At 45.8% G+C, this 25,742-nt stretch carries 24 protein-coding genes and 3 pseudogenes; 17 read left to right on the forward strand and 10 right to left on the reverse strand.

Features of this window, described 5'->3' with window-relative positions; genetic code table 11:
* Positions 1-2: 2 nt before the first annotated feature.
* Together NATSA_RS08530 and pruA are read right to left on the reverse strand one after the other, a co-directional pair.
* Positions 3-1,166 carry an efflux RND transporter periplasmic adaptor subunit gene (locus NATSA_RS08530; RefSeq protein WP_246481761.1) on the reverse strand — a complete coding sequence of 388 codons (1,164 nt, stop codon included), beginning with the start codon at positions 1,164-1,166 and terminating at the stop codon, positions 3-5.
* A 432-nt stretch (positions 1,167-1,598) separates the two neighbouring features.
* Positions 1,599-3,224, reverse strand: coding sequence for an L-glutamate gamma-semialdehyde dehydrogenase (gene pruA / locus NATSA_RS08535; RefSeq protein WP_210511649.1), 1,626 nt, complete (start codon positions 3,222-3,224; stop codon positions 1,599-1,601).
* Positions 3,225-3,975: 751 nt separating this feature from the next.
* Here pruA and NATSA_RS08540 point away from each other — a divergent pair.
* The gene (locus tag NATSA_RS08540) at positions 3,976-4,431 is read left to right on the forward strand and encodes a hypothetical protein (RefSeq protein WP_210511651.1); all 456 of its coding nucleotides are present in this window, start codon (positions 3,976-3,978) and stop codon (positions 4,429-4,431) included.
* Positions 4,432-4,652: 221 nt separating this feature from the next.
* On the opposite strand, the gene NATSA_RS08545 is transcribed toward NATSA_RS08540, so the two are convergent.
* The gene (locus NATSA_RS08545) at positions 4,653-4,808 is read right to left on the reverse strand and encodes a hypothetical protein (protein ID WP_210511653.1); all 156 of its coding nucleotides are present in this window, start codon (positions 4,806-4,808) and stop codon (positions 4,653-4,655) included.
* 305 nt (positions 4,809-5,113) lie between these two features.
* Between NATSA_RS08545 and NATSA_RS08550 the strand changes: the two genes are divergently transcribed.
* Positions 5,114-6,460 carry an ethylbenzene dehydrogenase-related protein gene (locus tag NATSA_RS08550; protein WP_419539862.1) on the forward strand — a complete coding sequence of 449 codons (1,347 nt, stop codon included), beginning with the start codon at positions 5,114-5,116 and terminating at the stop codon, positions 6,458-6,460.
* Positions 6,461-6,481: 21 nt separating this feature from the next.
* Here the strand turns inward: NATSA_RS08550 and NATSA_RS08555 are convergent, their stop codons facing one another.
* Positions 6,482-8,746, reverse strand: coding sequence for a TonB-dependent receptor (locus tag NATSA_RS08555; protein ID WP_210511656.1), 2,265 nt, complete (start codon positions 8,744-8,746; stop codon positions 6,482-6,484).
* 285 nt (positions 8,747-9,031) lie between these two features.
* On the opposite strand from NATSA_RS08555, the gene NATSA_RS08560 reads away from it, so the two are divergent.
* A complete protein-coding gene (locus tag NATSA_RS08560; protein WP_210511658.1) occupies positions 9,032-10,237 on the forward strand; it encodes a 3-phosphoglycerate dehydrogenase family protein in 1,206 nt (401 codons plus the stop codon).
* Positions 10,238-10,469: 232 nt separating this feature from the next.
* Here NATSA_RS08560 and NATSA_RS08565 read toward each other — a convergent pair whose 3' ends face one another.
* Positions 10,470-12,437 carry a glutamine--tRNA ligase/YqeY domain fusion protein gene (locus tag NATSA_RS08565; RefSeq protein ID WP_210511660.1) on the reverse strand — a complete coding sequence of 656 codons (1,968 nt, stop codon included), beginning with the start codon at positions 12,435-12,437 and terminating at the stop codon, positions 10,470-10,472.
* 1,019 nt (positions 12,438-13,456) lie between these two features.
* Positions 13,457-14,458: an integron integrase gene (locus NATSA_RS08570; protein ID WP_210511662.1), complete on the reverse strand. Its 1,002-nt coding sequence runs from the start codon at positions 14,456-14,458 to the stop codon at positions 13,457-13,459.
* 333 nt (positions 14,459-14,791) lie between these two features.
* Between NATSA_RS08570 and NATSA_RS08575 the strand changes: the two genes are divergently transcribed.
* The 8 genes and pseudogenes from NATSA_RS08575 to NATSA_RS08610 all read left to right on the forward strand — a co-directional run bounded on the left by NATSA_RS08575 (position 14,792) and on the right by NATSA_RS08610 (position 17,910).
* Entirely contained in the window at positions 14,792-15,109 is a 318-nt protein-coding gene (locus NATSA_RS08575; protein WP_210511663.1) for a type II toxin-antitoxin system RelE/ParE family toxin, read from the forward strand.
* On the forward strand, positions 15,106-15,396 hold the full coding sequence (nadS, locus tag NATSA_RS08580; protein ID WP_210511664.1) for a NadS family protein: 291 nt from the start codon (positions 15,106-15,108) through the stop codon (positions 15,394-15,396). Before NATSA_RS08575 ends, nadS begins: the two co-directional genes overlap by 4 nt.
* Positions 15,397-15,729: 333 nt before the next feature.
* Positions 15,730-15,942, forward strand: a pseudogene (locus NATSA_RS15760) (type II toxin-antitoxin system RelE/ParE family toxin); the annotation flags it as partial.
* Positions 15,939-16,229, forward strand: a complete 291-nt coding sequence (locus tag NATSA_RS08590; protein WP_210511665.1) for a helix-turn-helix domain-containing protein — start codon at positions 15,939-15,941, stop codon at positions 16,227-16,229. The pseudogene NATSA_RS15760 and the gene NATSA_RS08590, both read left to right, overlap by 4 nt.
* A 167-nt stretch (positions 16,230-16,396) precedes the next feature.
* Positions 16,397-16,684 carry a type II toxin-antitoxin system Phd/YefM family antitoxin gene (locus NATSA_RS08595; RefSeq protein WP_210511667.1) on the forward strand — a complete coding sequence of 96 codons (288 nt, stop codon included), beginning with the start codon at positions 16,397-16,399 and terminating at the stop codon, positions 16,682-16,684.
* Positions 16,681-16,962 (forward strand): type II toxin-antitoxin system RelE/ParE family toxin, encoded by a 282-nt coding sequence (locus NATSA_RS08600; protein WP_210511669.1) that lies wholly within the window; start codon positions 16,681-16,683, stop codon positions 16,960-16,962. Before NATSA_RS08595 ends, NATSA_RS08600 begins: the two co-directional genes overlap by 4 nt.
* 162 nt (positions 16,963-17,124) lie before the next feature.
* Positions 17,125-17,601: an ATPase gene (locus tag NATSA_RS08605; protein WP_210511671.1), complete on the forward strand. Its 477-nt coding sequence runs from the start codon at positions 17,125-17,127 to the stop codon at positions 17,599-17,601.
* Between the two features lie 108 nt (positions 17,602-17,709).
* Complete coding sequence (locus tag NATSA_RS08610; RefSeq protein ID WP_210511673.1) at positions 17,710-17,910, forward strand: hypothetical protein; 201 nt, start codon at positions 17,710-17,712, stop codon at positions 17,908-17,910.
* 35 nt (positions 17,911-17,945) lie between these two features.
* Here NATSA_RS08610 and NATSA_RS08615 read toward each other — a convergent pair.
* The 4 genes and pseudogenes from NATSA_RS08615 to NATSA_RS15765 form a co-directional block, all read right to left on the reverse strand.
* A pseudogene (locus tag NATSA_RS08615) lies at positions 17,946-18,194 on the reverse strand (IS30 family transposase); the annotation flags it as partial.
* Between the two features lie 24 nt (positions 18,195-18,218).
* The gene (locus NATSA_RS08620; protein WP_210511675.1) at positions 18,219-19,157 is read right to left on the reverse strand and encodes an ISAon1 family transposase; all 939 of its coding nucleotides are present in this window, start codon (positions 19,155-19,157) and stop codon (positions 18,219-18,221) included.
* A 31-nt stretch (positions 19,158-19,188) separates the two neighbouring features.
* Positions 19,189-19,560: an ISAon1 family transposase N-terminal region protein gene (locus NATSA_RS08625; protein ID WP_210511677.1), complete on the reverse strand. Its 372-nt coding sequence runs from the start codon at positions 19,558-19,560 to the stop codon at positions 19,189-19,191.
* A 36-nt stretch (positions 19,561-19,596) separates the two neighbouring features.
* A pseudogene (locus NATSA_RS15765) lies at positions 19,597-20,325 on the reverse strand (IS30 family transposase); the annotation flags it as partial.
* Between the two features lie 246 nt (positions 20,326-20,571).
* On the opposite strand from NATSA_RS15765, the gene NATSA_RS08635 reads away from it, so the two are divergent.
* The 6 genes from NATSA_RS08635 (at position 20,572) to NATSA_RS08660 (ending at position 25,632) form a co-directional block, all read left to right on the forward strand.
* The gene (locus NATSA_RS08635) at positions 20,572-21,288 is read left to right on the forward strand and encodes an ion transporter (RefSeq protein WP_210511681.1); all 717 of its coding nucleotides are present in this window, start codon (positions 20,572-20,574) and stop codon (positions 21,286-21,288) included.
* A gap of 10 nt (positions 21,289-21,298) precedes the next feature.
* The gene (locus NATSA_RS08640; RefSeq protein ID WP_210511683.1) at positions 21,299-22,678 is read left to right on the forward strand and encodes a hypothetical protein; all 1,380 of its coding nucleotides are present in this window, start codon (positions 21,299-21,301) and stop codon (positions 22,676-22,678) included.
* Between the two features lie 209 nt (positions 22,679-22,887).
* A complete protein-coding gene (locus NATSA_RS08645) occupies positions 22,888-23,226 on the forward strand; it encodes a hypothetical protein (protein WP_210511685.1) in 339 nt (112 codons plus the stop codon).
* Positions 23,227-23,237: 11 nt separating this feature from the next.
* A complete protein-coding gene (locus NATSA_RS08650; protein ID WP_210511687.1) occupies positions 23,238-23,570 on the forward strand; it encodes a hypothetical protein in 333 nt (110 codons plus the stop codon).
* 53 nt (positions 23,571-23,623) lie between these two features.
* Positions 23,624-24,355, forward strand: coding sequence for a hypothetical protein (locus tag NATSA_RS08655; protein ID WP_210511689.1), 732 nt, complete (start codon positions 23,624-23,626; stop codon positions 24,353-24,355).
* A gap of 92 nt (positions 24,356-24,447) precedes the next feature.
* Positions 24,448-25,632 carry an ATP-dependent nuclease gene (locus NATSA_RS08660; RefSeq protein ID WP_210511691.1) on the forward strand — a complete coding sequence of 395 codons (1,185 nt, stop codon included), beginning with the start codon at positions 24,448-24,450 and terminating at the stop codon, positions 25,630-25,632.
* The last annotated feature ends 110 nt before the right edge of the window (positions 25,633-25,742 follow it).

Genomic DNA, 25,742 nt, shown 5'->3' on the forward strand with positions numbered 1-25,742 from the left:
TATTACCGGTTACTTCCCGCTGTTTCTGACGGCGGTTCGCCCTCAAGGTGTTGTTCCTGCCCGGGCCGGCGATCCTGTCCGGCGACGCGTATCCGGTCCCCGTCGCTGATGTTCCGCTGACCGGTGATAATCAGCTTTTCATCCGGCTCAAGTCCGGACAGCACCTCAACACGTTCGCCTTGCTCAAGCCCGATTTCAATCTGGCGCTGCTCGGCAACGGTGTCGCCAACAGCAACGAATGCGGCATAGTTACGCCGGATTTCCACCGTATTTGTTTCCGGCTCGATATAGGTTTCGATTTGCTCGATGGTTGCTGAACGCGGGATGACGACGGAGTTTTCGTTGGTCCTGAGCGTTACGCGTGACTCCATAAGTGATCCCTGGCGGACGCGCGGAGAGATATCAGTAAGACTGACCACTACCTCACCAAGGCCGGTTGCTTCGTTCAACTGCGGACTGATTCTGGATACAACCCCTTCGGCGGCAATTCCGTCCCGATTGGAAAACCGCAGTTCAACAGGCAGCCCCACCGTAATCTCTTCCCAGTCCTGCGTCGGCAGGAAGAGCCTGGTTTCATAACCGACGATATTGGCTATCTCAAATGCCGGCTCTCCGGTGCGGGCAAGATCACCCTGGGCCACCATCCGGTTTGTCACAACGCCATCGACCGGAGACCGGATTTCGGTATTTTCCAGATCTTCACGGCTTTGCGTGAGCGCGGCTCTGGCGGATTCATACTGGGCTCTGCTGCTTTCGTATGCCGACCGGGCATCATCCAGTTCGCTCCGGCTTGCGGCATTGCGCTCATACAGCTGCTGCTGCCGCTCATAACTCGTGCTGTCCCGCTGGTAAGCCGACCGGCTTTGGCGAAGCTGCGCTTGTGCCTGCTCGAGGGCATCCCGGTAGGGAACGTCATAAATTTTTGCAAGAACATCACCCTGGCTTACGGAATCGCCGAGATCGGCATCAATGCGGACAATCCGGTTACTGACTTGCGGGATAACGGTAACCACATCCTGAGCCTTGATAGATCCGAAAGCTCTGATCTGTTCGGAAATGGAAGAAGTGGAAACAGATGCCACTTCAACGCTGACAGCTTCCCGTTCCTGCTGCCATCCGCCGCCGCCACGTCCCTGGCCGCCGGAATCGCTTCCGCATGATGTCATCAAAAATAGTGAAGCTAAAAAAATTGCGGTACAAGTAAATCGTGTAATCAAGACATCCGGATTAAGCTATGAAAGGTTACAGATAACGGTCAATGTTACGGGTACTGGATTAAACTATGACAGCAAACTACTTATCATCTCATTAGACGAACAGAACAGCAAATTGTTGGAAAAAATTTGCCGCCCGGATTTTTTTTGGGGGAGACGGCTGCACTTTAAGAAAGAGACTGTTTTCACAGGAAACAGCTGCACTTTCAGAAAGCAGCTGCATTCTCAAGATTTGGCTGCAATTTGAGGAAGTTGCTGAAAAGCCGCCCGGGCATGGCATCTGCCTGATGAAATCCTGTCCTGCATCGCAACAGGTAAACGGGCGATGAGATGGAGTACAGACCGGATGCTGTCTCCACTTTCTCATCGCATCATTCAATCCGTTCATCCCATATACGGATACTCCCACTCCTTCGGCGGTTCGTGGGTTTCCTTGATGGCACGTGCCGAGAGCCAGCGAAGCATGTTCTGCTTGCTTCCGGCCTTATCATTGGTACCGGATTTGCGTGCGCCTCCAAACGGCTGCTGGTTGACTACGGCTGCGGTCGGCTTGTCATTGATATAGAAATTGCCGGCCGCATCCTGAAGGGCATCTGACATCTGATTGATGACATACCGGTTTTTGGCAAAAATCGCTCCGGTAAGACCGTATGGTGATGTCTTGTTGCAAAGATCGAGGGTCGCTTCGAAATCATCATCCTTGTAGACATAGATCGTGAGCACCGGTCCGAATATTTCCTCCTGCATGGTTTTGAAATGCGGGTTACCGGTAAGGATGACGGTCGGTTCCACAAAGTAGCCGGTGCTGTCATCGTATGAGCCTCCGGCGATTATCTCCGCGTCATCGGCTTCACTTGCAAAATCGATATACCCGGTAATGCTGTCGAAGGCTTTTTTATCTATTACCGCTCCCATGAAAGTGGAAAAGTCCGATATGTCGCCGGTCTTGATTTTTGCCACTTCGGCCAGAAATGTCTCTTTGAATTCCGGCCAGATCGACTCCGGAACATACATCCGTGATGCAGCGGAGCATTTTTGACCCTGGTATTCATATGCTCCCCGGAGTGCAGCAACGGCAAGTTCCTTGACATCTGCTGAGTTGTGGGCAAAAATAAAGTCCTTCCCGCCGGTTTCTCCGACAATCCGCGGGTAAGAGTGGTACTTGTCCAGGTTTTCAGCTGTCTTCTTCCAAAGATGATTGAATGTGCCTTCGGATCCGGTAAACTGGAGTCCGGCAAATTGGGGGCTTTCCATGACCGGATCACCGACATCCGGACCGGAACCCGGAACAAAGTTGATGACACCATCGGGCAGACCCGCTTCCTGAAGCAGTTTCATCATGAAAAAATTCGAGTAAATGGAACTGGTTGCCGGTTTCCAGACCACCACATTGCCGCACATCGCCATGGAAGTGGGCAGGTTAACGGCAATGGCCGTGAAATTAAACGGCGTTACTGCGAACAGGAATCCTTCGAGCGGACGGTATTCTACTCTGTTCCACATACCATCAGGCGAGTAAGGCTGATCGGACATTACGCCTGTAAGATAGTGGGCGTTGAAACGAAGAAAATCGGCCAGTTCGCCGACAGCCTCGATTTCGGCCTGCTGCGGTGTTTTTGATTGACCGAGCATGGTGGCGGCATTGATCGTATACCGCCAGTTGCCGGTCAGCATATCTGCTGCTTTGAGAAATACGGCGACGCGGTCCTGCCATGGTGTTGCTGCCCACTCTTTGCGCGCTTCGAGTGCTGCCTCGATGGCCATATTGACCTCTTTATTATTTGCAAGGTGCAATGTACCGAGTTTGTGACCGTGATTATGAGGCATCACGACAGGCTTGGTGCTGTTTGTCCGTACTTCCTTCCCTCCGATAATCAGTGGAATTTCAACTTCTTCGGAGCTTAACCGTTTCAGTTCGGCCTGCAGCCCTGATCTGCCGGGAGTGCCCGGGGCGTACGACAGATACGGTTCGTTTTTCGGTTCCGGGACGTTAAAATATGCCTGTGTCATGCTTTCTCCTGTTTTTTAAAGTTCAAAATCCGCAATTACCGGGTGTTGTTTCTTATAATACGGTTGTTTTTCACTACAATATCTGACAAGGGTAACAATATGCGCCTCTTCATGATTTCATAAAGCGCTTTTTCAGATTGAGAGCGTTGGTTTTCACAGGCAAAATAAGGGATAGTCAATTTAAGATTCCAGTAATTAAAAAAACTTCTTTCAGGTCATTTCGCGCTGGTTCCTGATTATTCCACTCCGTGCGTTCCCGTGCTGATTTTAAATGCAGCATCCTGTCTTTGCTCCTTTTCCATATTAATTACTTGTCACGATACATAAAAAAAGTGTTCGTTATTCCATTTTATATTAAAATAAAAGCGTTTCCAAAAAGGGCTTTCATACATTTTTGTGTCATTATTCTATTGAAAGCGTTTTTACATGGCTGCTATACTACAAAAAACCGCTTTCACATTTTTGTAAATTTTTAGTCCATTATTCCATACCCCTTATATATACATGGAAAAGCCCTTCCACTACACGGTAAATTATTGCACCAAAACATTTTACAGCAACAAAGAGAACCTTTTGAACGCAATTTTGGTTATATTATCACGTATCAAAAACAGAGTAAAATCCTGTGTACGGATAACAAAAAGAATAGCACCATTTGCACAAATGCAGGAATCTGCCTGCTTTTAAAAATTGAGAGAAAATATCTCTTCCTATTCTTTTTAAATGTGAACAAAAACCAGACAATATCATTATGAGATATCCAAACACAAAAAACACAACAGCAATATTTGCAGCTTTTATTCCGCTGCTTATCATAACACTCTTCTTTATAACTCAGGGTGAGTCAACGACTAATAATATGGACGGCAATCAGGAAACTGTTCAGAATCAGTCAATGAACTGGGCCTTTGACGCTGATAATGTTGTTTTCACATCAAGTGAAATGAGCCGTCTCGCCAGAGAGCTGCATGAAGAATCAGAGGGCTATCAGCGTGCTGCAGTACTTGATTCGTTGCTTTTGCAGATCACAGCCAGGCTGACAACCAATGAACAGCCTGTACCAATGGCACTCACCGACTTGCTCCGCGATGTATCTGTAGCACATCCGGAAAGTGAAACCAGGCTGTTTGCATACACGGCAATGATGAAGGCGCTCGAAAACGAAGAGCTCAGCTATGAAACCCATGAAGAGTTCGCTTCAAACTAAACAGACGTCCATACCAGCGCACATGACATCATGTGCTCCTTCATACCGTTTAAATAAACGAAGCACCCATATCAAACCATCATAACTTTCCGTATCGGGATAAACTGTACCAATACAGTATTATTCCCGATGAACAGCGGAAACGGGCAGTAAAAACATCCCTCAAAACACGGGATCCCGTTTCCCTCCCGGCGGAAGCCCTTTCCTCCCCGGATCACTTTTCACCGCTTTTTTCCCGCACTTCCCCGCTTCTTTTCACCTTTCTTCCTCACTCTCCCCCATTCGGTTCCGCTTTTTTCGGCACTTTCCCAGATTCCATTTCTCTTTTTCCTTTTTACACTTTTCTCTCCGTTGCGGATGTATTCTGTCAGGCTCATTAACGAATCATTTCTTATTATTGAGCAAATCCTTTTGACAGTTTCCTTTTTTGACATTCCCGGCATTTTTAATATCCAACCCAGATGTCATCATGTGACATAGCGTAACAATGCACCGCAGCTTCACATCCCGGCCTGCACAACATTCCGGATTCAGATCATACCCGCTTGCTTTTGTATCCGCTCTTGCGGTTATACTCATTGTGACAACCACATCCTGCAATGACAAGCAGGCTTACGATGATCACGACGGAACAGATGACCCCTCCACCGAAAACCACTCCACGGAGAGTCATACACCGGCGCTGGCATCCGGCGAACCGCTCTATGCCGATCTTGAACGAAATGTGTATATCCCGGCAATGGAAGATCTGGTCCGGCCACTTGATGTGGCATTCACCTACAATGAAGACTCGGTACGTGTACATTTTCGATTCGAAACGGACAGACCTTCATGGTACCACCAATATCTGGTGTATGAGGATGGAGAATGGAATCGCTATGGCAGCGGCGGTCAGGGTCCTGACAAGCATGGTTTATATGAGGACCGTGTTTCCATGATGCTTGACGACGGATCGGTTGAGGGTTTTGCTGAAATCGGTGGTTTTGTGACCGTGCATCCCGGCATGCGGTCCCTCACAAATGCTGCTCCGCCATCTTCCGTAGAAGTTCACCCTCATCTTGGCGGGAATCTGGGACGTTCTGATGTGAGAAAATTCATCAGGGAATCAAGGGAGGAAGTGCAGGATGAATATCACTGGTCACAAACGCGGTCCACCGAAGAGTTGGATCAGCTGCGTGAAGAAGGCGCTTTTCTTGATTTATGGCAGTGGCGGGCGCACCGGTCAAACCCGCTCGGATATGCTGACAATGGTTATGTTCTCGAATACCGGCACGGGTCTGAAGGTACAGGAATGTTTACGGATAACAACGATGACTCCGGTCAGCCCAAATTTATGTTCGATCCTCAGGTAGTCGGTCGGTATGCGCTTCGCAAGGACAGCCTTCTGGATCGTCAATACGGCCAGGAAGACCCTTACTACATCTATGTGGGTAATTCTGTTCCGTTTGATCCGGATCACGACTGGCTGGACGGTGACGCTCTGCCTCAGCGCTTCCTTCAGGAACCGGAGGGCAGCCGTGGAGCTCTGAAGGCAGATGGTTACTGGAGCGACGGGTTCTGGGATATCACAATTACGCGTACCCTTGATGCACCCGGTCCCAAGGACAGCAAGACCATCGCAGAAGGCAACACATATAATGTCGCATTTGCCGCACATACTGATGGGGCCGGCGCGAGGTGGCATTACGTATCCGTGCCTTACGGAGTTGCCTTCGGAGACTCTGACAACACAAACTCAAGCGACCATCCGGACGGCCTGACGGTCATCCATGCCAAATTCACCGATGGTCCACTGGATAAAGCAGAGCCGGACTGGTTCGAAACATCTCTTTTCTACCCGGGACAAGTGGATCTTAGCTGGCTCGAAAATATAGATCATCCCGGGCATCAGTTTGTTCGTGACGGCTCGATGCATATGCTGGAAATACATGACCTGGAAGTTTTGAGTCAGTTTATCGTACGCCATGAGCTTGAAATGCTTGGACTGGATCCCGAAGAATTCGGCGTCAGTCCGGAGCTTTCGTACTGACAGCAGTTTTCCCCGGGGCGTTTACAGCTCAAAATCGAATCCGGCAGAGACCCAGCGTCCGGGTTGCGGAACGTTGGCGATATCCACGTAACGGGTATCGAACACATTGGTGACATTTCCAAAGAGCCGGAACCGGCCTATGTGCTGATAAGCGCTCAGATCCGTCAGCCAAAACGAATCGAACGGTTGGGTTCCGGTGAAATCCCCGTCCTCATAGAGCAGGTATCCGCCGGCCCGGTCCTGCCAGGAAATTTTTGCGGTAAAGCCATTGCTGCCGGTAAAGGGCACATTCAGGCGAATATCCAGTTTGTGACTGAGGTGATCCAGGGCGTAGTTGGAAATAACATCTCCGCTGTGCTTGTCCGCGTGAAGATAGGTATACTGAACGCGCAGGCGTCGATTCGGGCCAGAATTTTCACCGCCTAGCAACCTTGTAACGGGAACACTGATACCCGCTTCAAATCCGGTAATGGTGACATCCGTAAGATTGTCGCTGCGCCATATGTTCTCATCAGCGATTATATGCACATTGTTATTGTGACCACGCATTTGCTCATCAGCCGATGCAAAAACATAGCGCTCATTGACTTCCGGACGAACCCAGTCGATGATATCCCTTCCCCATCGCCGAAAAACAGCAATGTCGGCCTTCATCCCTCCAAAACTGCTGTTCAGGCCGGTCTCCACGGTAACCGCCTTTTCCGGTTCAAGATCGGGATTGCCGATATTATCCGGCCCGCTGTAAAACAGATCTGTGAATGTCGGGAGCCGCAACGTGCGATTGGCGGATGCATACCACCTCAGGTTATCGTGTAACTGCCAGCCCAGGTCCAGTCCCGGGAACAGGGTAAGAGCAGCATCCAGATCCGAGTTAGTGTGAATTAACGTACCTCCGGACACCGAAAACGGTCCCGAAGCATAACTTTGCTCAACCATCAGGCTAAGCCCCGAGCGGCTGTAAGCATGTGTATACCAGGCATGGTCGTCATCGGTTGGATCGCCGGCCTGAAGGTACCCCGGCACACGCACGGGCTGCGACATTTCCTCTCCGAGGACATTGCTGTAAATGTGCTCATAGCGATAGTCCAGTCCGGCCGATGTGGTCCCCAGCCTGTTTACATGCACCCAGTTCAAAGCCGCGCCGATGACATCCGTGCGGTGATAATTGTGGCCTTCGTACCAATCCGGACTGTCGTGGCGAAACAGTTCGAAGCGGTCATGATGACGACGCCAGTAGACCGAAGGCGTCAGTCGCAAAGCTCCGTCAGGAAGCCATCGGAGCGACAAAAACCCCGCCCGGGTATGTTCGTACTGATCCGGGAATTGCGGAGTGTAAAAGCTGTTGGCGCCAAATGCTTTTTCGTTATATCCGGCCTGCAAGTCGAAGCGGCCGGACTCTGCGGCAAATTGTGAGCGATAAAAAACATTGCCTGATGTAAAATCGGTGTTATCCGTAAATCCGTCGCTTCTCATGCCGCTCAGTGAGAGATGATGGGAGACGGGGCCGGTCTGAAAGCCTGTCCGGATATTTCCATGACCAAGCCCCTTCTGGCCTCCTGTAAAAGATCCGCCGGTTTGTGACTCACCGGGCTCTTTTGTGATAATGTTGACAGCTCCGTTGAACGCATCCGGACCGAAGATACGCGCGCCCGGTCCATGCAGAACTTCTATGCGCTCAATGCTCTGCAAATCGACCGGCACGTTGAGATTGTGGTGTCCGGTCTGCGGATCGGTGACATTCACACCATTCAGAAGTACCAATGTCTGATCGAACGTGCCACCCCGGATGCTGATATCCGACTGCATTCCGAAAGTCCCGCGATGACGGATATCGACACTTTGCACACCGGAAAGAAGATTGGTCAGATCCTGCGAAGAAGAAACAGCAATTTCGCTGCGCTCAATGACCCTAACGGATCGCCGCAGATCCGAATGGCGTACCGGAGTGCGCTGAGCGCTGATAATCACCTCATCCAGATCCTTGTGAAGGATCGAATCGGGTGAAACAAAAATTCGATTGCGGTCCTGGTTGCTCTCGCTCGTTTCCGCAGAGGCGTATTCGGGATTTGAACTGGCTGTTTCTTGAATATCAAAGGCGAATGCCGGAGAAATTGAAGTAAATTCAGGATTAGAAGTAAAAGCATCAGGAGCATCAGGAGCATCAGGAACATCTGGAGCAATTTCAGTGATAGAGGCGGAAATTACAGGAGTAACTAAAGCTATTTCAGAAATAGCTGAAAAAATCTCGGAAGTATCAGAATTAAACTCCGGAGTTTTATGGGGCACAGCCTCCATAGTCCCGGATCCGGCTGGAAGGATGACGTTTCCGTATATAAAAACGATTAAATACAGCAAAGCATAGAATGGCACCATTGTCTGGCAATATTATATTTTCCAAGTCCTGTTATAACAGCAAGATGGTACTCGCCGAAGGGTTCAAAGATAACACAGGCAGGGGAAAAATGAGACCTGAATCTGCATAATCCCGTTGCTTTCCGATTGCAAACGTGCTAATATGAACCTGGAACCGCTTTTCTGTCAATTATTTCGAACTCAAGTGAGGAGGATCCCATGATCGTTTATCTGGCTGACAAACTGCCGGAAGCGGCGCTGAAAGAACTTGGAAGTCTGGGCTGCGAAGTAGAAAACCATCCTGATGCCACTTCATCCGATATCGCAAACGGCATCGGTAAAGCGATGGTCCTGGTTGTCCGGTCCACGGTTGTTACCAAAGAATGCATAAATAACAGTCCCAATCTGACCCTGATCATCCGGGCGGGCGCTGGTGTAAACAATATCGACCTTGATGCCGCCAGCAAATCAGGGATATTTGTTGCCAACTGTCCGGGGCAGAATTCCATCGCTGTGGCCGAGCTGACTATGGGGCTGATACTCTCACTTGACCGGTTCTTACCGGACAATGTCATTGACTTCCGAAGCGGAAACTGGAAAAAAGCTGTGTACAGCAAGGCGGACGGACTCTATGGAAAAACCCTCGGAATCATCGGAACCGGACAAATCGGAACCGAGGTCATCCGTCGTGCCCGGGCTTTCGGGATGCCGGTGGTTGCCTGGTCCCGGTCGCTGACACCTGAAAAAGCAGAACAGCTGGATGTCACCTGCGCTGCAAGCGTGAAGGAAGTCGCCTCTCAGTGCGATATTCTGAGTATTCACCTTGCAATGAGTCCCGAAACCAAAAGCCTTATTTCATCCGATGTGCTGTCCGGACTCAAAGACGGTGCGTTTTTCATTAATACGGCGCGGGCCGAAGTGGTCGATGAGGAGGCGCTGTACAGGGAGCTGAATTCGGGCCGGATCAGGGCGGGACTGGATGTCTTTTCGGACGAGCCGGAATTCAAAAAGGGAGAATTCACAAGCCGCTTTCAGAAGCTGGACAATGTGTATATCACCCACCATATCGGGGCCAGCACAAAACAGGCCCAGATGGCTGTGGCAATGGATGCCGTCGACATCGTCAGGGGGTATCTGCAGGAAGGCACCGTTCGCAACTGGCTGAACCGCTGCGAGAAAACCCAGGCACCGTGGCAGCTTATCGTCCGGCATTTCGACAAACCGGGAGTGCTGGCCAATGTCCTTGCCGAGCTGAAAGATGCCGGAATCAATGCCCAGGAGATGGAAAACGTGATTTTCGACGGTATGAAGACGGCCTGTTGCAGCATCCAGCTGGACGTAAAGCCTGATGACGGCGTCATCGATGCGATCAACGAGCGTCATGACGAGGTGATCACCGCGGTACTGCTTCCGACCCGCACATAACAGCAGGGTACTGGCTGAGATTACTTTGTCAGAGATTACTGGTTTGGATTTCTATCAGAGACCACTTCCCGGGTTTACTGACTGAAGATATTGCACGGGATTACTGCCCAGGAGTTACTCGCTGAGATCACTCTGGCTGGGACTAATACCCTGGTTCACTCGATGGAACTACCGGCAGGGATCACCGCCCGGCAGTCTTGACTGCCAGCGCCATGCAAGCCTGATTGTCCGTCTACTTCTTTTTTTGCTTTTTTGCCCAGGTATCGCGCAGGGTGACAGTCCGGTTGAAGATCTGCTTCTCCTTTGTTGAGTACTTGTCGGGGACATAATACCCTTTGCGCATGAACTGGTAATACTCCTTCGGTCCGTTCTCTGCGACGGACGGCTCATCAGCCATTGCCGGTTCTGCATAGGCTTCACTGATGATATTCAGGCTGTTTTTGTTGATGTAATCGGTGAAATCGTGCTTTTGTAAGCTTTCTGCCGAATTTGAAGCATCTTCAGGCGATGTCGCATCTTGTGAACTACCGGCTGCTCCCGGATTTGAGGGTTTACCAGCATGTGTGTCCTCTGCCGCCTTACCGGAATTTTTCGATTTACCGGCATTTTCCGCTTTAACGGCATTTTCCGCTTTACCGGCTTCCTTCGCTTTACCGGCTTCCTTCGCTTTACCGGCTTCCTTCGCTTTACCGGACTCTTCCGCCTTAGCTGCTTTGGCCGCTTCGTCAACAGGATTTTCGGCATCAAACAGGCGGTCATATTCCCGGACTTCGATTTTGTGCGCATGCGGAATACTTACCCAGTGCAGTGTTCCTTTGGCCTTGATTCCGGATGTATCGCTGCCACTGCGGCTGTCCGGATGATACCGGCAATGCACCTCGGTCACATTTCCATCCTCATCCTTCACAAAATCATCACATGTGACGATAAAAGCACTCTTCAGACGCACACTTCGTCCGGGTCCCAGCCGGAAAAACTTGCGCGGCGGATCCTCCATAAAATCACCGCGCTCGATGTACAGTTCACCGCTGAACGGGATCATCCGGTTACCGGCCGCATCATCCTCGGGATTGTTCTCACTTACCAGCTGCTCGACCTGTCCCTCCGGCCAGTTGGTGATCACCAGTTTGATCGGATCAAAAACCACCATCCGCCTGAGCGATATTTTGTTGAGATGCTCCCTGGCGCAGAATTCCAGAAGTGACACATCGATCAGATTGTCGCGTTTGGCCACACCGATTCGGGTGCAGAAATTCCGGATAGCTTCGGGGGTGTATCCGCGCCGGCGCAGGCCGGATATGGTCGGCATCCGGGGGTCATCCCATCCGTCGACATAATTTTCCTCGACCAGTCTGAGCAGTCTTCGCTTGCTCATGATGGTGTACGACATGTTGAGGCGGGCAAATTCATACTGGCGGGATGGAAACAGTTCCAGCTTTTCGATGAACCAGTCGTAAAGCTCACGATGCGGCATGAATTCCAGGGTACAGATGGAATGGGTGATCTTTTCGATGGCGTCGGATTGTCCGTGGGCCATGTCGTAGGTTGGGTAGATGCACCATTTGTCGCCGGTTCGATGGTGCGGAGCGTGTTTGATGCGGTAAATGACCGGATCGCGCATCAGCATATTTGGCGATGCCATATCGATTTTTGCGCGCAGAGTGCGGGTTCCTTCCGGAAACTCGCCGTCCCGCATCCGCCGGAAAAGGTCTTCATTTTCTTCCGGACTGCGGTCGCGATACGGGCTGTTTGTCCCGGGGCGGGTCGGGGTGCCCTTGGCGGCGGCAATTTCTTCGGAACTCGAGTCGTCAACATAGGCCAGGCCCTTGCGGATCAGCGTGATGGCGAACCCGAACAGATCCTCGAAATAATTGCTGGCATACAGTTCGCGTGCCCATTCATAGCCCAGCCAGCGCACATCGTGTTTGATGTTTTCGACATACTCGATGGTTTCGGTGACCGGATTGGTGTCATCAAAGCGAAGGTTCGTTTCCCCGCCGTATTGATCAGCCAGACCGAAATTCACAGAGATCGACTTGGCATGGCCGATGTGAAGATAGCCGTTGGGTTCGGGTGGAAAGCGTGTGAGTACCGATTCTTGGCGTCCCTCCTTCAGATCCTTTTCAATAATCTCCTCAAGGAAATTCTTCGGGGTGCGTTCTTCACTGCTTCCGTTATCCTGACTTTTATGCTCACTCATTTCTTTCATTGCCTGCGTTAATCAAATGTTTCTGTCGGACCGGCCATTTATTTCAATGGGTATTCCGGCCTTTTATTTAAATCCGTGTTTCGACGAATCCGGTGTTTCGACCATTTATTCCAATGGATTTTTCAGCTGGTACTTCATCAGGTCTTTCATCTGGTACTTCATCAGATGTTTCGGCTGGCAAGATATGACAAGTTGCCGGATTATGACAGTTTCAATGCAGGAGAAAAACCGGACAAGTGAAATGACCGTCGGGGCATCGGGAACGGTTTTACAACTTATGCGGTCGTGCCCGTACAGTCCTGCTCGTGCACTCGTGCCCGTGCAATCGTGCCCATTTGTGGAGATATGCTCAACCTGATACTTTTGTCCTGATATTCTTCTCCTGATATCTTTGTCCTTATACCATGTTTTTTATGCCACTATATTGATTAGCAGTTGTCAAAGAATTATAATGATAGGGTTACACTGATAAAAAGATGCGGGAGTTGTGGTATCAGCAGCGTCTGCAGGACGATATCCCGCTACGAATTCAGGCTCAATGTGAGCGCACATAATACCCGATGAATTCCGAATACATACACAAGAGCAGAATTATTCCTCAATCTGAGACCAGTACCGCTTTTCCAGGCTGTTATCGGCTGGCTGATGTGAGCAGGCGAATGACACTAAGCCCCCTGCGCGGTCACAGATCAATGTGATTTTGGAATTCATTCCGGCACTTGGATGGAGTCCGTTTTGGGATTTAACCTTATGACGAATCGGTTCCCGGCAGTCAGATAAGGTGATTTTCGGAGTGATATGTGGGACTTACAAGGCGGAGCTGTAAAAAATGGCAGAAAGTGTTATCCCAAACTCCCGCAATACTTTATGCCAGACCATCCCGCAATATCTTAGACTGAATACCTGATAAGCCCTTAGACTGAAAAACAGATAAGGCCTTAACCCAAACACCTGATAAGAACATAGACTGAATGCCCGGTAAAATCTTATCATGCAAGCATGACAAGGCCTTAGCCTGAGCGCCCGGCAAAGCCCCTGGGGTTAACAGTTGCATCGAGCGGGCTTCTGACGGCATGACCGCCCGTTTTGAGAATGTGAGTATAGATCATGGTCGTTGAAACATCATTATGTCCAAGCAGTTCCTGGACGGTCCGGATGTCATAACCGGCCTGCAACAGGTGTGTTGCAAAAGAGTGCCTCAGCGTGTGGGTTGTGACCTTTTTCGATACTCCTGCAAGTCTGACAGCCCGTTGCAATTCCCGGTGCATTGACTCTCTGGAAATATGAAACCGGGATATCTTTTTCGTCCGGGGGTCACGGCTTAGTTTGCCGGATGGAAAAAGAAACTGCCAGTTGATGCTTTTTCCGGCTGATGGATACTTTTTTTGCAAGGCATAAGGCAGGACGACCTCACCATATCCCCTGCTCAAATCATGATCATGAATTCTTTTGACAAGGCGAACTTGCCGGCTGATACCGTCGATCAGTGCATCAGGAGCAACGGTGGTTCGGTCCTTTTTCCCTTTGCCGTCCCGGATGATAAGTTGCCGGTACTCCAGATCAAGATCCTGAACCCTTAGTCTGATGCATTCCGATACCCGCAAGCCGGCGCCATACATCAGTTTCAACGGAAGCAATGCTTTCCCCTGAAGCAGATCCATTACCTTTGTAACCTCATCAACACTCAGCACGACGGGAATCCTTTTAGCTTTCTTCGACCACTCGACTTTGTCCACATAAAAATCTTCCATTCCCAGAAGCTGCCGGTACAAAAAAATCAAAGCACAAAGGGCCTGATTCTGGGTCGATGGGGATACACGGCGCTTGTTAACCAGATACGTAAGAAAATCCGTCACCTCATCCTGTCCCATATCCACCGGATGTTTCTTGTCATGAAAAAGCACATATTCACGAGTCCATTTCACATAATTCTTCTCGGTACTGAGGCTGTAGCCCTTTCTTCGGATGGCATCCCTGAGTTGCTGAAGCAATTTCTTTTTTTTAGCCGGCATAGATTATCGTGTCATCATTGAAAAAATTGAAGAACAGGCTGAGCAGACGATATATAAGACAATAGTATCTCTGAAATCAGCTTTTCTCATAAGACAATAAACCAGCCCAAATCCTTACACAACACAAGTAGATTTTTTGTCTCCCTTACGTGACTTTTTTATAAATTATCTTTGCAATTGAATCCTTTATGTGACTTTTTCCTTAAAGGTGTTTTTGCAATCTATTAAATAGTTAGCGCTCTGACTCAATAACACATTCAGAAGCATTCTTTTCAGATTCGTTTTGAAAATATACGCCATTGACGTACTTTTGGAGAAATTCAATCGTTACCTATGGAGTTTGTTGAAACACCCATTTTTACAAAACGAATCAAACAGTTGATTTCCGACAAGGACTATCACCTGTTGCAGCTTGAACTTACTATCAGACCTGAATCCGGTGATCTTATCAAACAAAGTGGCGGAATTCGGAAAAAACGCTGGGCCGCTTCCGGACGGGGTAAAAGTGGTGGCATTCGTGTCATTTACTACTACATCGATTCCTCTAACCAGATCTACATGCTTTTTGCGTATCCCAAAAATGAAGCAGATGACCTGTCACCGGATCAAATCAAGCAACTCAGACATTTAGTCCAGGAGTATCTAAAATGAAAGAAGAACTTTTCAATGAGCTTACCCAGAGCATCAAACAAGCTGGAAAAATACGACATGGTAAGTTACCAGCCTCCAAAAGAACCGTCATAGAGGACCCTGACGTGGCTCAGATCAGAAGGAAATACAATATGAACCAACAAGAGTTTTCTGCTTTACTTGGTATCAGTGTCGGCACACTTCGTAATTGGGAGCAAGGACGAAGAAAGCCCCATGGGCCGGCAAAAGTACTTCTTAAAATTGCCGAAAAGAAGCCAAAGGCTATTCTGGAATCACTTTCAAGCTGATCATCGCGCTAACATACGCATCAACCGGGCGTGGGAGAGGCTACTGCCCTCTCCTTTTTAACTTATAGCCACGCCGGTTATGCGTTGACCGTTAGACCTCTTCCATCCCCGGCTTAATAACCCACAAATATTTGACTTTCATCATCGATACTATTTTTACAGTGTTCACGTTTTTGTTAACTTCAAGGCATGAGACAAATTCAGTTCTACAAAACACACTCTTGGAAATCCCCAGTAGAAGAGTTTTTAGATGCTCTGAATGCCAAACAGGCCAAAAAGGTCTTGTGGGTTTTGAATTTAATCGAATCAACGAATTGAGTCCCCAGGGAATATTTTAAAAAACTCTCAGGAACTCATGACATCTGGGAAGTTCGCATACAATCCGGATCCAATATCTTTCGTCTGCTCGGCTTTTGGTATAAAGGCAAAATCATCATCCTCACAAATGGATTTACTAAAAAGTCCCAGAAAACTCCGAAAAACGAAATCCTCATCGCCGAACAACGAAAAACAGATTTTCTAAGCCGTAAAGGAGATAACCAATGAGTGACCTGGAAGCGTACATCGAAAAACGAAAAGCCAAAGATCCCAAATTTGCGGAGAACTTTGAGTCCGGCTATCAAAAGTTTAAAATCGGGGCAATGCTCAAATTGGCTCGTGAAGACTCCGGCTTAACACAGCAGCAACTCGCCGAACGACTCAATACCAAGAAATCTGCAATTTCAAGGATTGAAAATCATGCCGAAGACATTCGTTTGTCTACTCTTGAAAAGTATGCCCAGGCATTTGGAAAGACGTTACGTCTGGAACTCGAAGATTCAACAGAGGTCTAACACTCGCATCAACCGGGCGTGTACGAGGCTTGCGCTCAACTATTAATAAGTTGCCACGCCGGTTATGCGTGGGCCGTTAGAGCAGCTACAGATTTTTGCTCATATTGCTTTACTGTACCAGTTTATGTATCATGTATGGTACATAAACGTAACTTACACGTACGCTCATGAAACGCATCCATCTCGATAAAGACATACAACCTCTTTCGGCTTTTCGCGCTAACGCTGCTTCTATTATTCAGAAAGTCAAGAAAGACCACAGACCGGTTGTCATTACTCAACACGGCAAAGGATCTGCTATCCTACTCGATGTAACCGACTATGAGGAAATGGTTGACACTATCGAGATGCTTCTGGAAGTCAACCAAGCACGCAGAGAATTGGACCAGGGTAAAGGTGTCCCTCACCAAAGTGCAATGAAATCTGTAAGAGAACGATTGAAACAGCTTAAATGAAAATAATTTGGTCTCCCCTTTCTCTTCAAAAGCTTGACTACTACGCTGATTACATCGCACGGGACAACATCGATGCCGCTTTAGCTTTTATTGACGAAGTTGAGGATAAAGCTTTGAGTCTGAAAGATCATCCGCTAAAAGGGCGAATGATTCCGACTTTAAACGATGAGATGAAACGCGAGTTGATTATTAAAGGCAATTATCTGCTCATATACGAGATTGGTGACGATCTCATTGAAATTCTGACGATTCGTCATGTCAAACAAAAACCTAAGTAACCAAGCTATTAGCAATTCCATAAGTAGCTTGCTCTAACATACGCATCAACCGGTCGTGTGGGGCGTTTCCGCCCCAAGATAACCGGCTGTCCACGCCGGTTATGCGTTTGCCGTTAGCACACCATAATTTTCAATCGTGCTCGAATCACTTATATTCCGAGCATGATCCCGAATAATCCAGATAAACATATCATTATTGTTGCCGGACCCAACGGATCGGGTAAAACTACCGTTGCAAGGGAAATCATTGAAAATCAAAACATGCGTTATATCAGTGCTGATGATATTGCTTATCAGATCTCTCCTTCCGATCCTTTATCGGCTAGAATTCAAGCTGGAAAACTGTTTTTCTCTACTTTAGACGAGGCAGTTCTAAATCGCGAAAACATTATCATCGAATCCACTCTTTCCGGTAAATCTCTACTGCCTAAAATTCTTAATTACCGACAAAATCATAACTTTACCATCACTATCGTATATGTTTTTCTTGCTAACCCTGAAATGTGTCATAAGCGTGTCACTATTCGTGTACGAAAAGGTGGGCATCATGTCCCCTATCAGGATATTTCCCGGAGGTTCGGGCGTAGCCTGGTGATTTTTGGCACTTTTATAGGGAGCAATGCGATCAATGGAATCTGATTTACAATGCCGAGGACGACTTTCAGGAAGTCGCTCGATTTGAAAATCAGCAAAATTATGTGTTTGACGAGTCGTTATTCGTTACCTTTAAGGAAATGGTAAATTACTATGAAAAATAACGGGAATTATAACCAGAACTTTTCCGCTGAATTAATCAGGTTGGGTAATCGCGGTGTGCGTAAGGCCCAGGAAGAAAATCGAAGGCTTGGCATTCCCAACGTCTATTTCAAGAACGGAAAAATCTATTACCAGCTTCCTGACGGGGAGATCACTTCTAAAGAGCCAAAAGAACTGACTGACGACGGCTAATCTGGTGTCTTAGTATCAACTTTGAAGTGCAACAATTAAAATCTTCGTTCATAGCATTCTTCCGGTGTTTTATAGCCCAATCGCTTTCTGGGTCTGGTGTTTAGTTTTTCAGCAATGGCATTACAATGATGCTGATTGATGTGACTCATACTTTTTCTTTTTGGCAGGTACTGACGAATCAGTCCATTCGTATTTTCATTACTTCCCCGCTGCCAGGAGTGATATGGTGTGGCGAAGTAAAACCTAACCCCTAAGCGCTCTTCGATATCCAGGTAGCTGTGAAACGGGTCAAGTTAATTTTCTGGGGATTAGGCATACAGTTTACAGATCCGGAACAAAAAGAACTTGGTGTCACGTACTCCTTTTTGATTCGCCCGGAATAACTTGATCCGTGCATTGAATGATTCCGCTGATGCATTGGTAGTCCGGTTATCAAAGAAGTTCAGAATGGTTTCCCGGTGCCATTTCAGGCTTTTAGCAGCACTGTAAAACTCTTTGAAGCACTTGTCTTTACTCTTCTTTATCCACGCATCCAACCGAATTTGAGCTACACGGCGATCTTTGAGGTTAAAAATTTCACGCAATTGCAGGGTATGCCTGTAGGCTTGTTCCAGTTCCGGATACCGTTCAAAGGCTGTTCTAAGCCGCAACCATTGATTATTATCCTTTATTTGGGAATCAAACTTCATAAGTGAAAACCGACAGCGTGCCAGCAGTTGTTTGGGCGTATCGCCATTAACCAGTTCTTCTGGCCGGTATTTCTGCCCAAATTTATGAGCCAGGGCCATTTCTTCGTTTTCATTTTCCAACTCCTTACGCCATTGCTGAATTCGGACTTGTTGCAAGCAGCGTTGAGCCAGCTGAACAACGTGAAAGCGGTCGGTAACAATTTTAGCATTGAAAAAAACTTCCCTGACAGCCGATTCAATGTTTTTGGCCATATCCATCGATATTTCCAGAATAGTTGCCCGCAGCCGGGCCGGGAGTTTAAGCAATACCCAGGCCAGATCTCGCGTGCGGGTACCTTGTATACTGGCCACCAGACTGCCTTTTCGGCCTTTTCCTGACTTGTTGGTCAACAGCGTATATAACTCACCATTGGACATACTTACTTCGTCTATGCTCAAATTCGGACCTACATTTTCCGGAAATAACAACCACTTATCAGCGTGGGAGGCTTGATCCCAGTCTTTAAAACCACTGCTGTGTTTCTTGTACTGGCGAATAAGGGTAGCCGGTTTGACCATATTCAATTCAGCGATCGTTTTAAAGGTCTCTTCACGCTCCTCGACCAGTATCTTTTAAAAAAGCCGACAGGTCCCTGGTCATTTTGGCCCCTTCGGCAAGAAAACTGAAGTCATTGCGGATGATTCTGTCTTTATCAGTCTTATGACGCCACCTTCTGCATTTAAGTACCAAATAGACCATTTTTCCACGAATCGGAAAGTCTTGAACGGTTTTGGGGTCGGTAAACCCTTTGGATTCCCATTCATCGGCTTTGCAACCTTCTGGCAAAATGTTCTTTTCACTCAGATAAATGCGCATCTCAAAGCGCTGGGTCTTTGGTATCGGCTTCTGCTCGATCTTCTCCACATCAAAATGTTCCACAAGCTGTGAAGGTAAAAAGTGTTTTATGAGTTCGGTTCCCATAAACCGAATTTACTAAATTCAACTTACTCCCCAAGAAATTGATTTGATCCTGTGAAACTCGGTGCCATTATCTGCAGTAATCGTTTTAAATCGCTTTTGATCCTGTTCTATCAATTTTATAGCTCGTTTTTTAGTCTCAAGTTTGCTTCTGTTGGGAAGTTTGCCAATCAGCACATATCCGGTTTTGCGTTCAACCAGCGTCAGGATACTATGCTGATCCCCGGATCCGACAACCGTATCGACTTCCCAATGGCCGATTCGCTCCCTTTTCTCAATCGATGCCGGCCGTTCGGAAATATGTCGCTTCCCGGCAAGTCTTCCCCTGCTGTCATAACTCTTATAACGCTTGCGGCGCTGTTTGCTGGCTCCGCGCAGATGCGTGTACAAAACCCCACCAGCGGCTTTATCTGCCCATATGTGCCGATAAATCGTCTCATGCGAGATATTCAAAAGCTTGTTGCGCTTCAACCTTCCGGCGATCTGCTCAGGACTCCACTGTCGGCGCAGAAAAAAATGGACCTTGAGATAATCCCGGTCACCAAACTGCTCATTACGCCGGGAGCGCGATCGGCGGCCGTTGGACTTCTCCTGAGCCTTAAACGGGCGATAATGGCCAAGGCGACTGCTGTTACGGCGAAATTCTCGACCGATCGTGCTGCGATGACGGTCCGTTTGCCGGGCAATTTCCGCCTGGCTGAAACCCTGTTTTCTTAGGTGTGAAATGATATATCTTTCCTGTGAGGTGATTTGGCTGTACTCTTTCATGGTTTTCCAATCCTTGGTCGGTGAGAAAAACCAAAGGTACGCCAGGTCACCTCTCTTTTAAAATCATGTGTTGCACTTAGTATATGAATCCAAGTGTGCTAACATACGCATCAACCGGACGTGTGGGGCGTTCCCGCCCCATGATAACTGATTGACCACGCCGGTTATGCGTTTGCCGTTAACGGATTAATTTCTTGCTCGAATTCTTCATGCACATAGATTTAATTATTGAACTGATTCCTGCACATGGAGTTTAGAAAAACTCTTAAAAAACTGGTTGAAGACGAACAGAACAAATGGGGAAGAATCTTCAACCTTTTTGTCAAGGTACTGATCGTTTTATCGCTCATTAGCATTTCGGTCGAAACACTACCGGGTTTGGATTCACGCGTTGTCGCATTTCTTGAGCTATTTGAATTATTAACGATCATAATATTTACGATTGAATACATTCTACGAGTCATTGTAGCTGACAAAAAGTTGAGGTTCATTTTCAGCTTTTACGGAATTATTGATCTTGTTGCCATTCTGCCATTCTATATCGCAATTGGTCTGGATTTACGCTCGGTGAGGATATTTCGACTGCTCCGCATTATCAGAATGATGAAATTCTCCCGCTATAATGACGCTATAAATCGCCTTATTGGGGCATTTCAGACCATCAAAGCGGAGCTGGTCGTGTTTTTTATGATCACACTTTGTGTTCTGTATGTTTCTGCCCTTGGCATATATTACTTTGAAAATCCAGCTCAACCAGATAAATACGTGTCGGTTTTTCACAGCCTGTGGTGGTCTGTGGCAACTTTAACCACTGTCGGTTATGGTGATGTTTATCCCTTAACTATTGGTGGTCGAATTTTCACTTTTTTCATCTTGATGATTGGCCTCGGATTGATATCAGTACCGACCGGCTTAATTGCTTCTGCTTTGACCAAAACACTGAAAAACGATAACGAAAATTAAGAGCTCAAATATGAGTAAGCTACCTGAATTTGTAAAAAAAGGTGAACCTGCACGACTAATCCCTGTAGTAGCCGACACCAATAGAGAGCAACGAACAGCATCTGTAATTCTGGCAGCGATGAGAGGGGTCTACGAGTTCCGCCAAGCAATGTTAAGATCTCTTGGCATCAGAGTAGGTAAACGTGCAACCCTTCATGCATGGACGGAAGTAACCCTGGCTGACGAAATAAAGAATAAAGGAAAAGCATCAAATAATGGCCGGCCAGATGGTTTATTAGTACTTGATACCGGAAAGAACAAATGGATGGCATTGGTTGAAGCGAAAACCGGGAATTCAGAAGTTGGTGAGCAACAACTTGAAAACTATCTAAATCAGGCAAAGCAGCATAAAATAAATGCCGTGATTACAATCACAAACCAATTTGTTGCATTGCCATCTCACCACCCTGTGAAAATTCCGAAGAAACTAAAAAAGGGTGTCGAACTCTACCATTGGGCTTGGACGTACCTGCTTACACAAGCATCCCTCCTACTTGAAAGCAATGAAATTGAATCAGAAGATCAACGGTTCTTGCTAGAAGAAGTCGTGCGTCATCTTCGCCATCCATCCAGTGGTATTAGTCGGTTTGACAGTATGAACCGTGAGTGGAAAGACGTGCTGGGCAAAGTAAAAAGTAATGCTTCCTTAAATAAGGCATCCGAGGAGGTTGAAAACACTGTTTCAGCCTGGCATCAAGAACAACGCGACCTATGTCTTGTCATGAGTCGTAAACTTGGCCTTACAGTCACACTTCGTTTATCACGAACTCACAGAACCGATCCACAAAAACGACTAAAAGACGATATCGAAGAACTGGTCAAAACGAAAGCACTTAATTGTAGTTTAGAAATTCCAGATGCCGCGGCTGACTTAAATGTTACTGCTGATTTGGCAACCAGAACGATAGTAAGTTCCATGCGATTAGATGCTCCTCAAGACAAAAAAAGTACAAGTGCTCGTGTAAATTGGCTCCGTCGTCAGTTAAAGGGTGTCTATACAACTGACATGTACATCAAAGCGATTCGTATCGGTAGATCAGAAGACACACAGGCAACTCTCGCAGAGGTGCTTGCAGATCCCGATGTATTATCATCAGATACCACTGATGTAGTTCCAAAAACATTCGAGATTTTCCATATGGTAGATTTGGCAGGCCGTTTTTCCGGTAGCAGAGTATTCATTGATGAGTTAGAACAAGCCGTTCCACATTTTTATGAACAGGCGGGGCAAAAACTCAGGGAATGGGTGCCACCACCGCCAAAAATTAAAAAAGATAAATCAGATGTGACTTCAAAATCTGATAATGATGGACAGAGTAAAGATCAAAAGAGTCTAGATAATGACTCATAACGATTTTTTTCTAAACTCATCATTTTATTGTAGTTGATATACCGTTAACATGGGTTTCAACCTGACAGCGGTCATAGTTTTCTGCTTTTTCTAAATTCACAGCCGGCGAGAATGCTTATCGCATTCTCTGGGTGTAGCGTTCCCGCTGCAGGTTAAACCTGGGCCGTTATGCGTCTTGATTCTAATTTCAACCAAATTAATCGATCAATATGAAACGTAATGCAAGATTTTATCGAGTACATGTAGATGACCAAGGTCAGAGAGCGAGCCATATTGCTATTACTTATAATTTACATCCTCATGATGAGGTCACATTCTTTGAATTTTATAGATTAGTATATGATAGTTCTATGGGGGCTTCATTAAACTCCATTCCCCCAGGTAAAGAGCTGAGTTTTAGAGAAGAACTAAGGGTTATGGATTACAGCGTCCATGCCGAGAGTGTCCTTTCCGATGAATATAACGATGTTATCGAAAGAAAAATGAAAGAAGCATATGGTAAGAATACAGAAGTTCAAATTGAAATAATAATAAGTGAAAATGAATAGTCATTATGATAATGCTTAATGATATAAATAGCACATTTAGATCACCAGCTCTTTCATCTAGTAATAGAGTTTTGAAATGGGCAATTTGGGTTACTGCTAGGATTAAATTCACATCAGATGAAGCAGAAAGACTTGATGGGTATAACTTTGATGGTTTGACTTCACCATTAGAATATGAGATGTTTACAGGTGAATTAGAACTTATAAATTTTGAGATCGTCGACCCATTACCTGAGCAAGAGATTACAAAACGGATCGAACGATTGAGAACTGAATTAAATGACAAGCTTTTAGAAATACAAGAATCGCTCGTTGATGAATTTGATTTTCAAATTGAAAATTAATTATCTGGAGCATAACAAAGCATATGTGCGATTTTTTTGACTAATAAAATATAATGGATTCCTTTTTTGAAAATATACCCGAACCGCTCATTATCATTCTAATGATATTGTTAATGATTCTTGTAGTTGTATTAATATCATTGATTATACATGCATACATTAGTGGTAGACCTTTTCAACTATGGCCTCCATCTTTTGGAATGGGTGAAAACAAAAAACCTAAAAAAATAGAATATCCTAAAAATGATTTTGATGATATAGATGATCAAGCGATGAAAGTCCTGAAGGGGCTTCAAATAAAATTACATAAAGTATCTGGTTCGTATGTATTCAATGATAATACAGTTGAAAACTCAAAAACAGCATCACAGTTATACAATTTATTATCAGGTGAAATTATCGGAACATGTTTTTTTGAAGACCCTTCTAGTTATGGCGAAAATGATTTTGCTAAATTCATCAATACTGGTACTAAATTTCATCGTTTAGCAACTGACTCTAATTGTCCACCTCAATCAAAAGAAAAAGTTGAATCAGCATTTAAAAGTTTAAATTGTGATGCCACTTTAACTGTGCTCAGTGAAAATTACACTATTTCAAAGATTGGAGGAATATTTTCTAAACTTCCGGATAGAAGTTATTTGGCATTTATCGCTTTGAATAATACAGATGACAATGGTAATAGGGGCGTAGTATTTTGCGGTGAAATAGCCAAGCAACTGTTTGAATATTACCTTGGTGCTATCAATGATACGCATAACAATGCAAATCAAGCGGACGGGTAGTAAAACTAATCTTGACTTTGATATCCCTGCCCCGCCGCTTATTTGCGGGGCGTTGTGCGCTTAATATTGTGTCATCTAATTAATAATACATCATGAAAGTAATTGAGAAGATTGAAGTAAACTACTTCAGATCAATTTATTCTTCAACACTCAGCAAAACTAATGACTTGAACATTATAATCGGAGGCAATGATTGTGGAAAATCGAACTTTCTAAGAGCTCTTAATCTATTCTTTAACAACGATACAGATATTGATACACCATATTCTTTTAAAAATGATCTATGTAGGATAAGAGAAGAAGAAGCAAGAGCTACAAAAGGTCGTGCTTTTTTGTGGATAAAAATTACATTTCTGAATTATCTAAACTGGAATTCATTACCCGATAGTTTTTACATAAAAAAGTCTTGGAATCGATATTCACATTTACCTGAAATTAATTTTTCTAGAGATCTCAACCAGCAAACTGTATCCCGTTTTTTAAATAATTTGAATTATCAGTATATACCTGCTGTCCGAGGTCGTGATATGTTTTCATATTTCTTAGGAAACTTGCATGATTCACTTTATGAAGGTGAAAGAAACAATATTAATGAATCGGCCAAACAATTATCTGATGAGATAAATAAGAGCACTGAAACAATGTCTGCTCGAATTAAAGATAGACTTGGATTTCAAAGCAATATTCAGGCACCAAATGACTTAAGGACCTTATTTGCTGCTATGGATTTCTCTACAAGATTTTCAAATTTTGATATTCCCCTACAAATGCGTGGTGATGGAATTCAAGCAAGACATATCCCATTCATATTGGATTTCATTTCAAAGGAATCAAAACAAACATATATATGGGGCTATGAGGAACCTGAAAACTCTTTAGAACTGAGTAGGTCTTTTGATTTGGCAGATCAGTTTAAAGAAGATTTTTCAAAAAATAACCAACTATTTGTAACAACTCATTCACCGGCATTTTATGATATTGAGGGAGATAATGTAAATAAATATCACGTCAGATCTATTGATAAAGACGATTCAAGAAGAATAAGTGACATTGAACTTATTAATGATACAACTGATCCTGATATAACACTTGGTGTAGCAGCATTAATTTCAGATCGAGCACGTGATTTATATCAGAGAATTGAAACTTTAAATCAAAAGAATAAATCGTTAATTGATAAATTAAAAGAAGCAGATTTACCACTCATTGTATTGGAAGGTGATACTGATGTTATAATTATTAAAAACGCATTTACAACTCGGCTAATTAACAATTGAAGTGCCCGATTCTGGGGGAAAAGTTTAAATCCGGGGGGCTAGCCCCCCGGATTTTTCGCGAAGTTTTGTAGCTTCCGTCTTTTCTCCTACCAAAGAGTCGAGCACATGAA

It is taken from the genome of Natronogracilivirga saccharolytica (assembly GCF_017921895.1).
Lineage (GTDB): Bacteria > Bacteroidota > Rhodothermia > Balneolales > Natronogracilivirgulaceae > Natronogracilivirga > Natronogracilivirga saccharolytica.

What these genes read in the sequence shown, in the direction of transcription:
- NATSA_RS08530 (WP_246481761.1), bottom strand. Translation starts at nt 1,166, where the DNA reads ATGACATCATGCGGAAGCGATTCCGGCGGCCAGGGACGTGGCGGCGGC.
- pruA (WP_210511649.1), bottom strand. Translation starts at nt 3,224, where the DNA reads ATGACACAGGCATATTTTAACGTCCCGGAACCGAAAAACGAACCGTAT.
- NATSA_RS08540 (WP_210511651.1), top strand. Translation starts at nt 3,976, where the DNA reads ATGAGATATCCAAACACAAAAAACACAACAGCAATATTTGCAGCTTTT.
- NATSA_RS08545 (WP_210511653.1), bottom strand. Translation starts at nt 4,808, where the DNA reads ATGAGCCTGACAGAATACATCCGCAACGGAGAGAAAAGTGTAAAAAGG.
- NATSA_RS08560 (WP_210511658.1), top strand. Translation starts at nt 9,032, where the DNA reads ATGATCGTTTATCTGGCTGACAAACTGCCGGAAGCGGCGCTGAAAGAA.
- NATSA_RS08565 (WP_210511660.1), bottom strand. Translation starts at nt 12,437, where the DNA reads ATGAGTGAGCATAAAAGTCAGGATAACGGAAGCAGTGAAGAACGCACC.
- NATSA_RS08570 (WP_210511662.1), bottom strand. Translation starts at nt 14,458, where the DNA reads ATGCCGGCTAAAAAAAAGAAATTGCTTCAGCAACTCAGGGATGCCATC.
- NATSA_RS08575 (WP_210511663.1), top strand. Translation starts at nt 14,792, where the DNA reads ATGGAGTTTGTTGAAACACCCATTTTTACAAAACGAATCAAACAGTTG.
- nadS (WP_210511664.1), top strand. Translation starts at nt 15,106, where the DNA reads ATGAAAGAAGAACTTTTCAATGAGCTTACCCAGAGCATCAAACAAGCT.
- NATSA_RS08590 (WP_210511665.1), top strand. Translation starts at nt 15,939, where the DNA reads ATGAGTGACCTGGAAGCGTACATCGAAAAACGAAAAGCCAAAGATCCC.
- NATSA_RS08595 (WP_210511667.1), top strand. Translation starts at nt 16,397, where the DNA reads ATGAAACGCATCCATCTCGATAAAGACATACAACCTCTTTCGGCTTTT.
- NATSA_RS08600 (WP_210511669.1), top strand. Translation starts at nt 16,681, where the DNA reads ATGAAAATAATTTGGTCTCCCCTTTCTCTTCAAAAGCTTGACTACTAC.
- NATSA_RS08605 (WP_210511671.1), top strand. Translation starts at nt 17,125, where the DNA reads ATGATCCCGAATAATCCAGATAAACATATCATTATTGTTGCCGGACCC.
- NATSA_RS08610 (WP_210511673.1), top strand. Translation starts at nt 17,710, where the DNA reads ATGAAAAATAACGGGAATTATAACCAGAACTTTTCCGCTGAATTAATC.
- NATSA_RS08620 (WP_210511675.1), bottom strand. Translation starts at nt 19,157, where the DNA reads ATGGTCAAACCGGCTACCCTTATTCGCCAGTACAAGAAACACAGCAGT.
- NATSA_RS08625 (WP_210511677.1), bottom strand. Translation starts at nt 19,560, where the DNA reads ATGGGAACCGAACTCATAAAACACTTTTTACCTTCACAGCTTGTGGAA.
- NATSA_RS08635 (WP_210511681.1), top strand. Translation starts at nt 20,572, where the DNA reads ATGGAGTTTAGAAAAACTCTTAAAAAACTGGTTGAAGACGAACAGAAC.
- NATSA_RS08640 (WP_210511683.1), top strand. Translation starts at nt 21,299, where the DNA reads ATGAGTAAGCTACCTGAATTTGTAAAAAAAGGTGAACCTGCACGACTA.
- NATSA_RS08645 (WP_210511685.1), top strand. Translation starts at nt 22,888, where the DNA reads ATGAAACGTAATGCAAGATTTTATCGAGTACATGTAGATGACCAAGGT.
- NATSA_RS08650 (WP_210511687.1), top strand. Translation starts at nt 23,238, where the DNA reads ATGCTTAATGATATAAATAGCACATTTAGATCACCAGCTCTTTCATCT.
- NATSA_RS08655 (WP_210511689.1), top strand. Translation starts at nt 23,624, where the DNA reads ATGGATTCCTTTTTTGAAAATATACCCGAACCGCTCATTATCATTCTA.
- NATSA_RS08660 (WP_210511691.1), top strand. Translation starts at nt 24,448, where the DNA reads ATGAAAGTAATTGAGAAGATTGAAGTAAACTACTTCAGATCAATTTAT.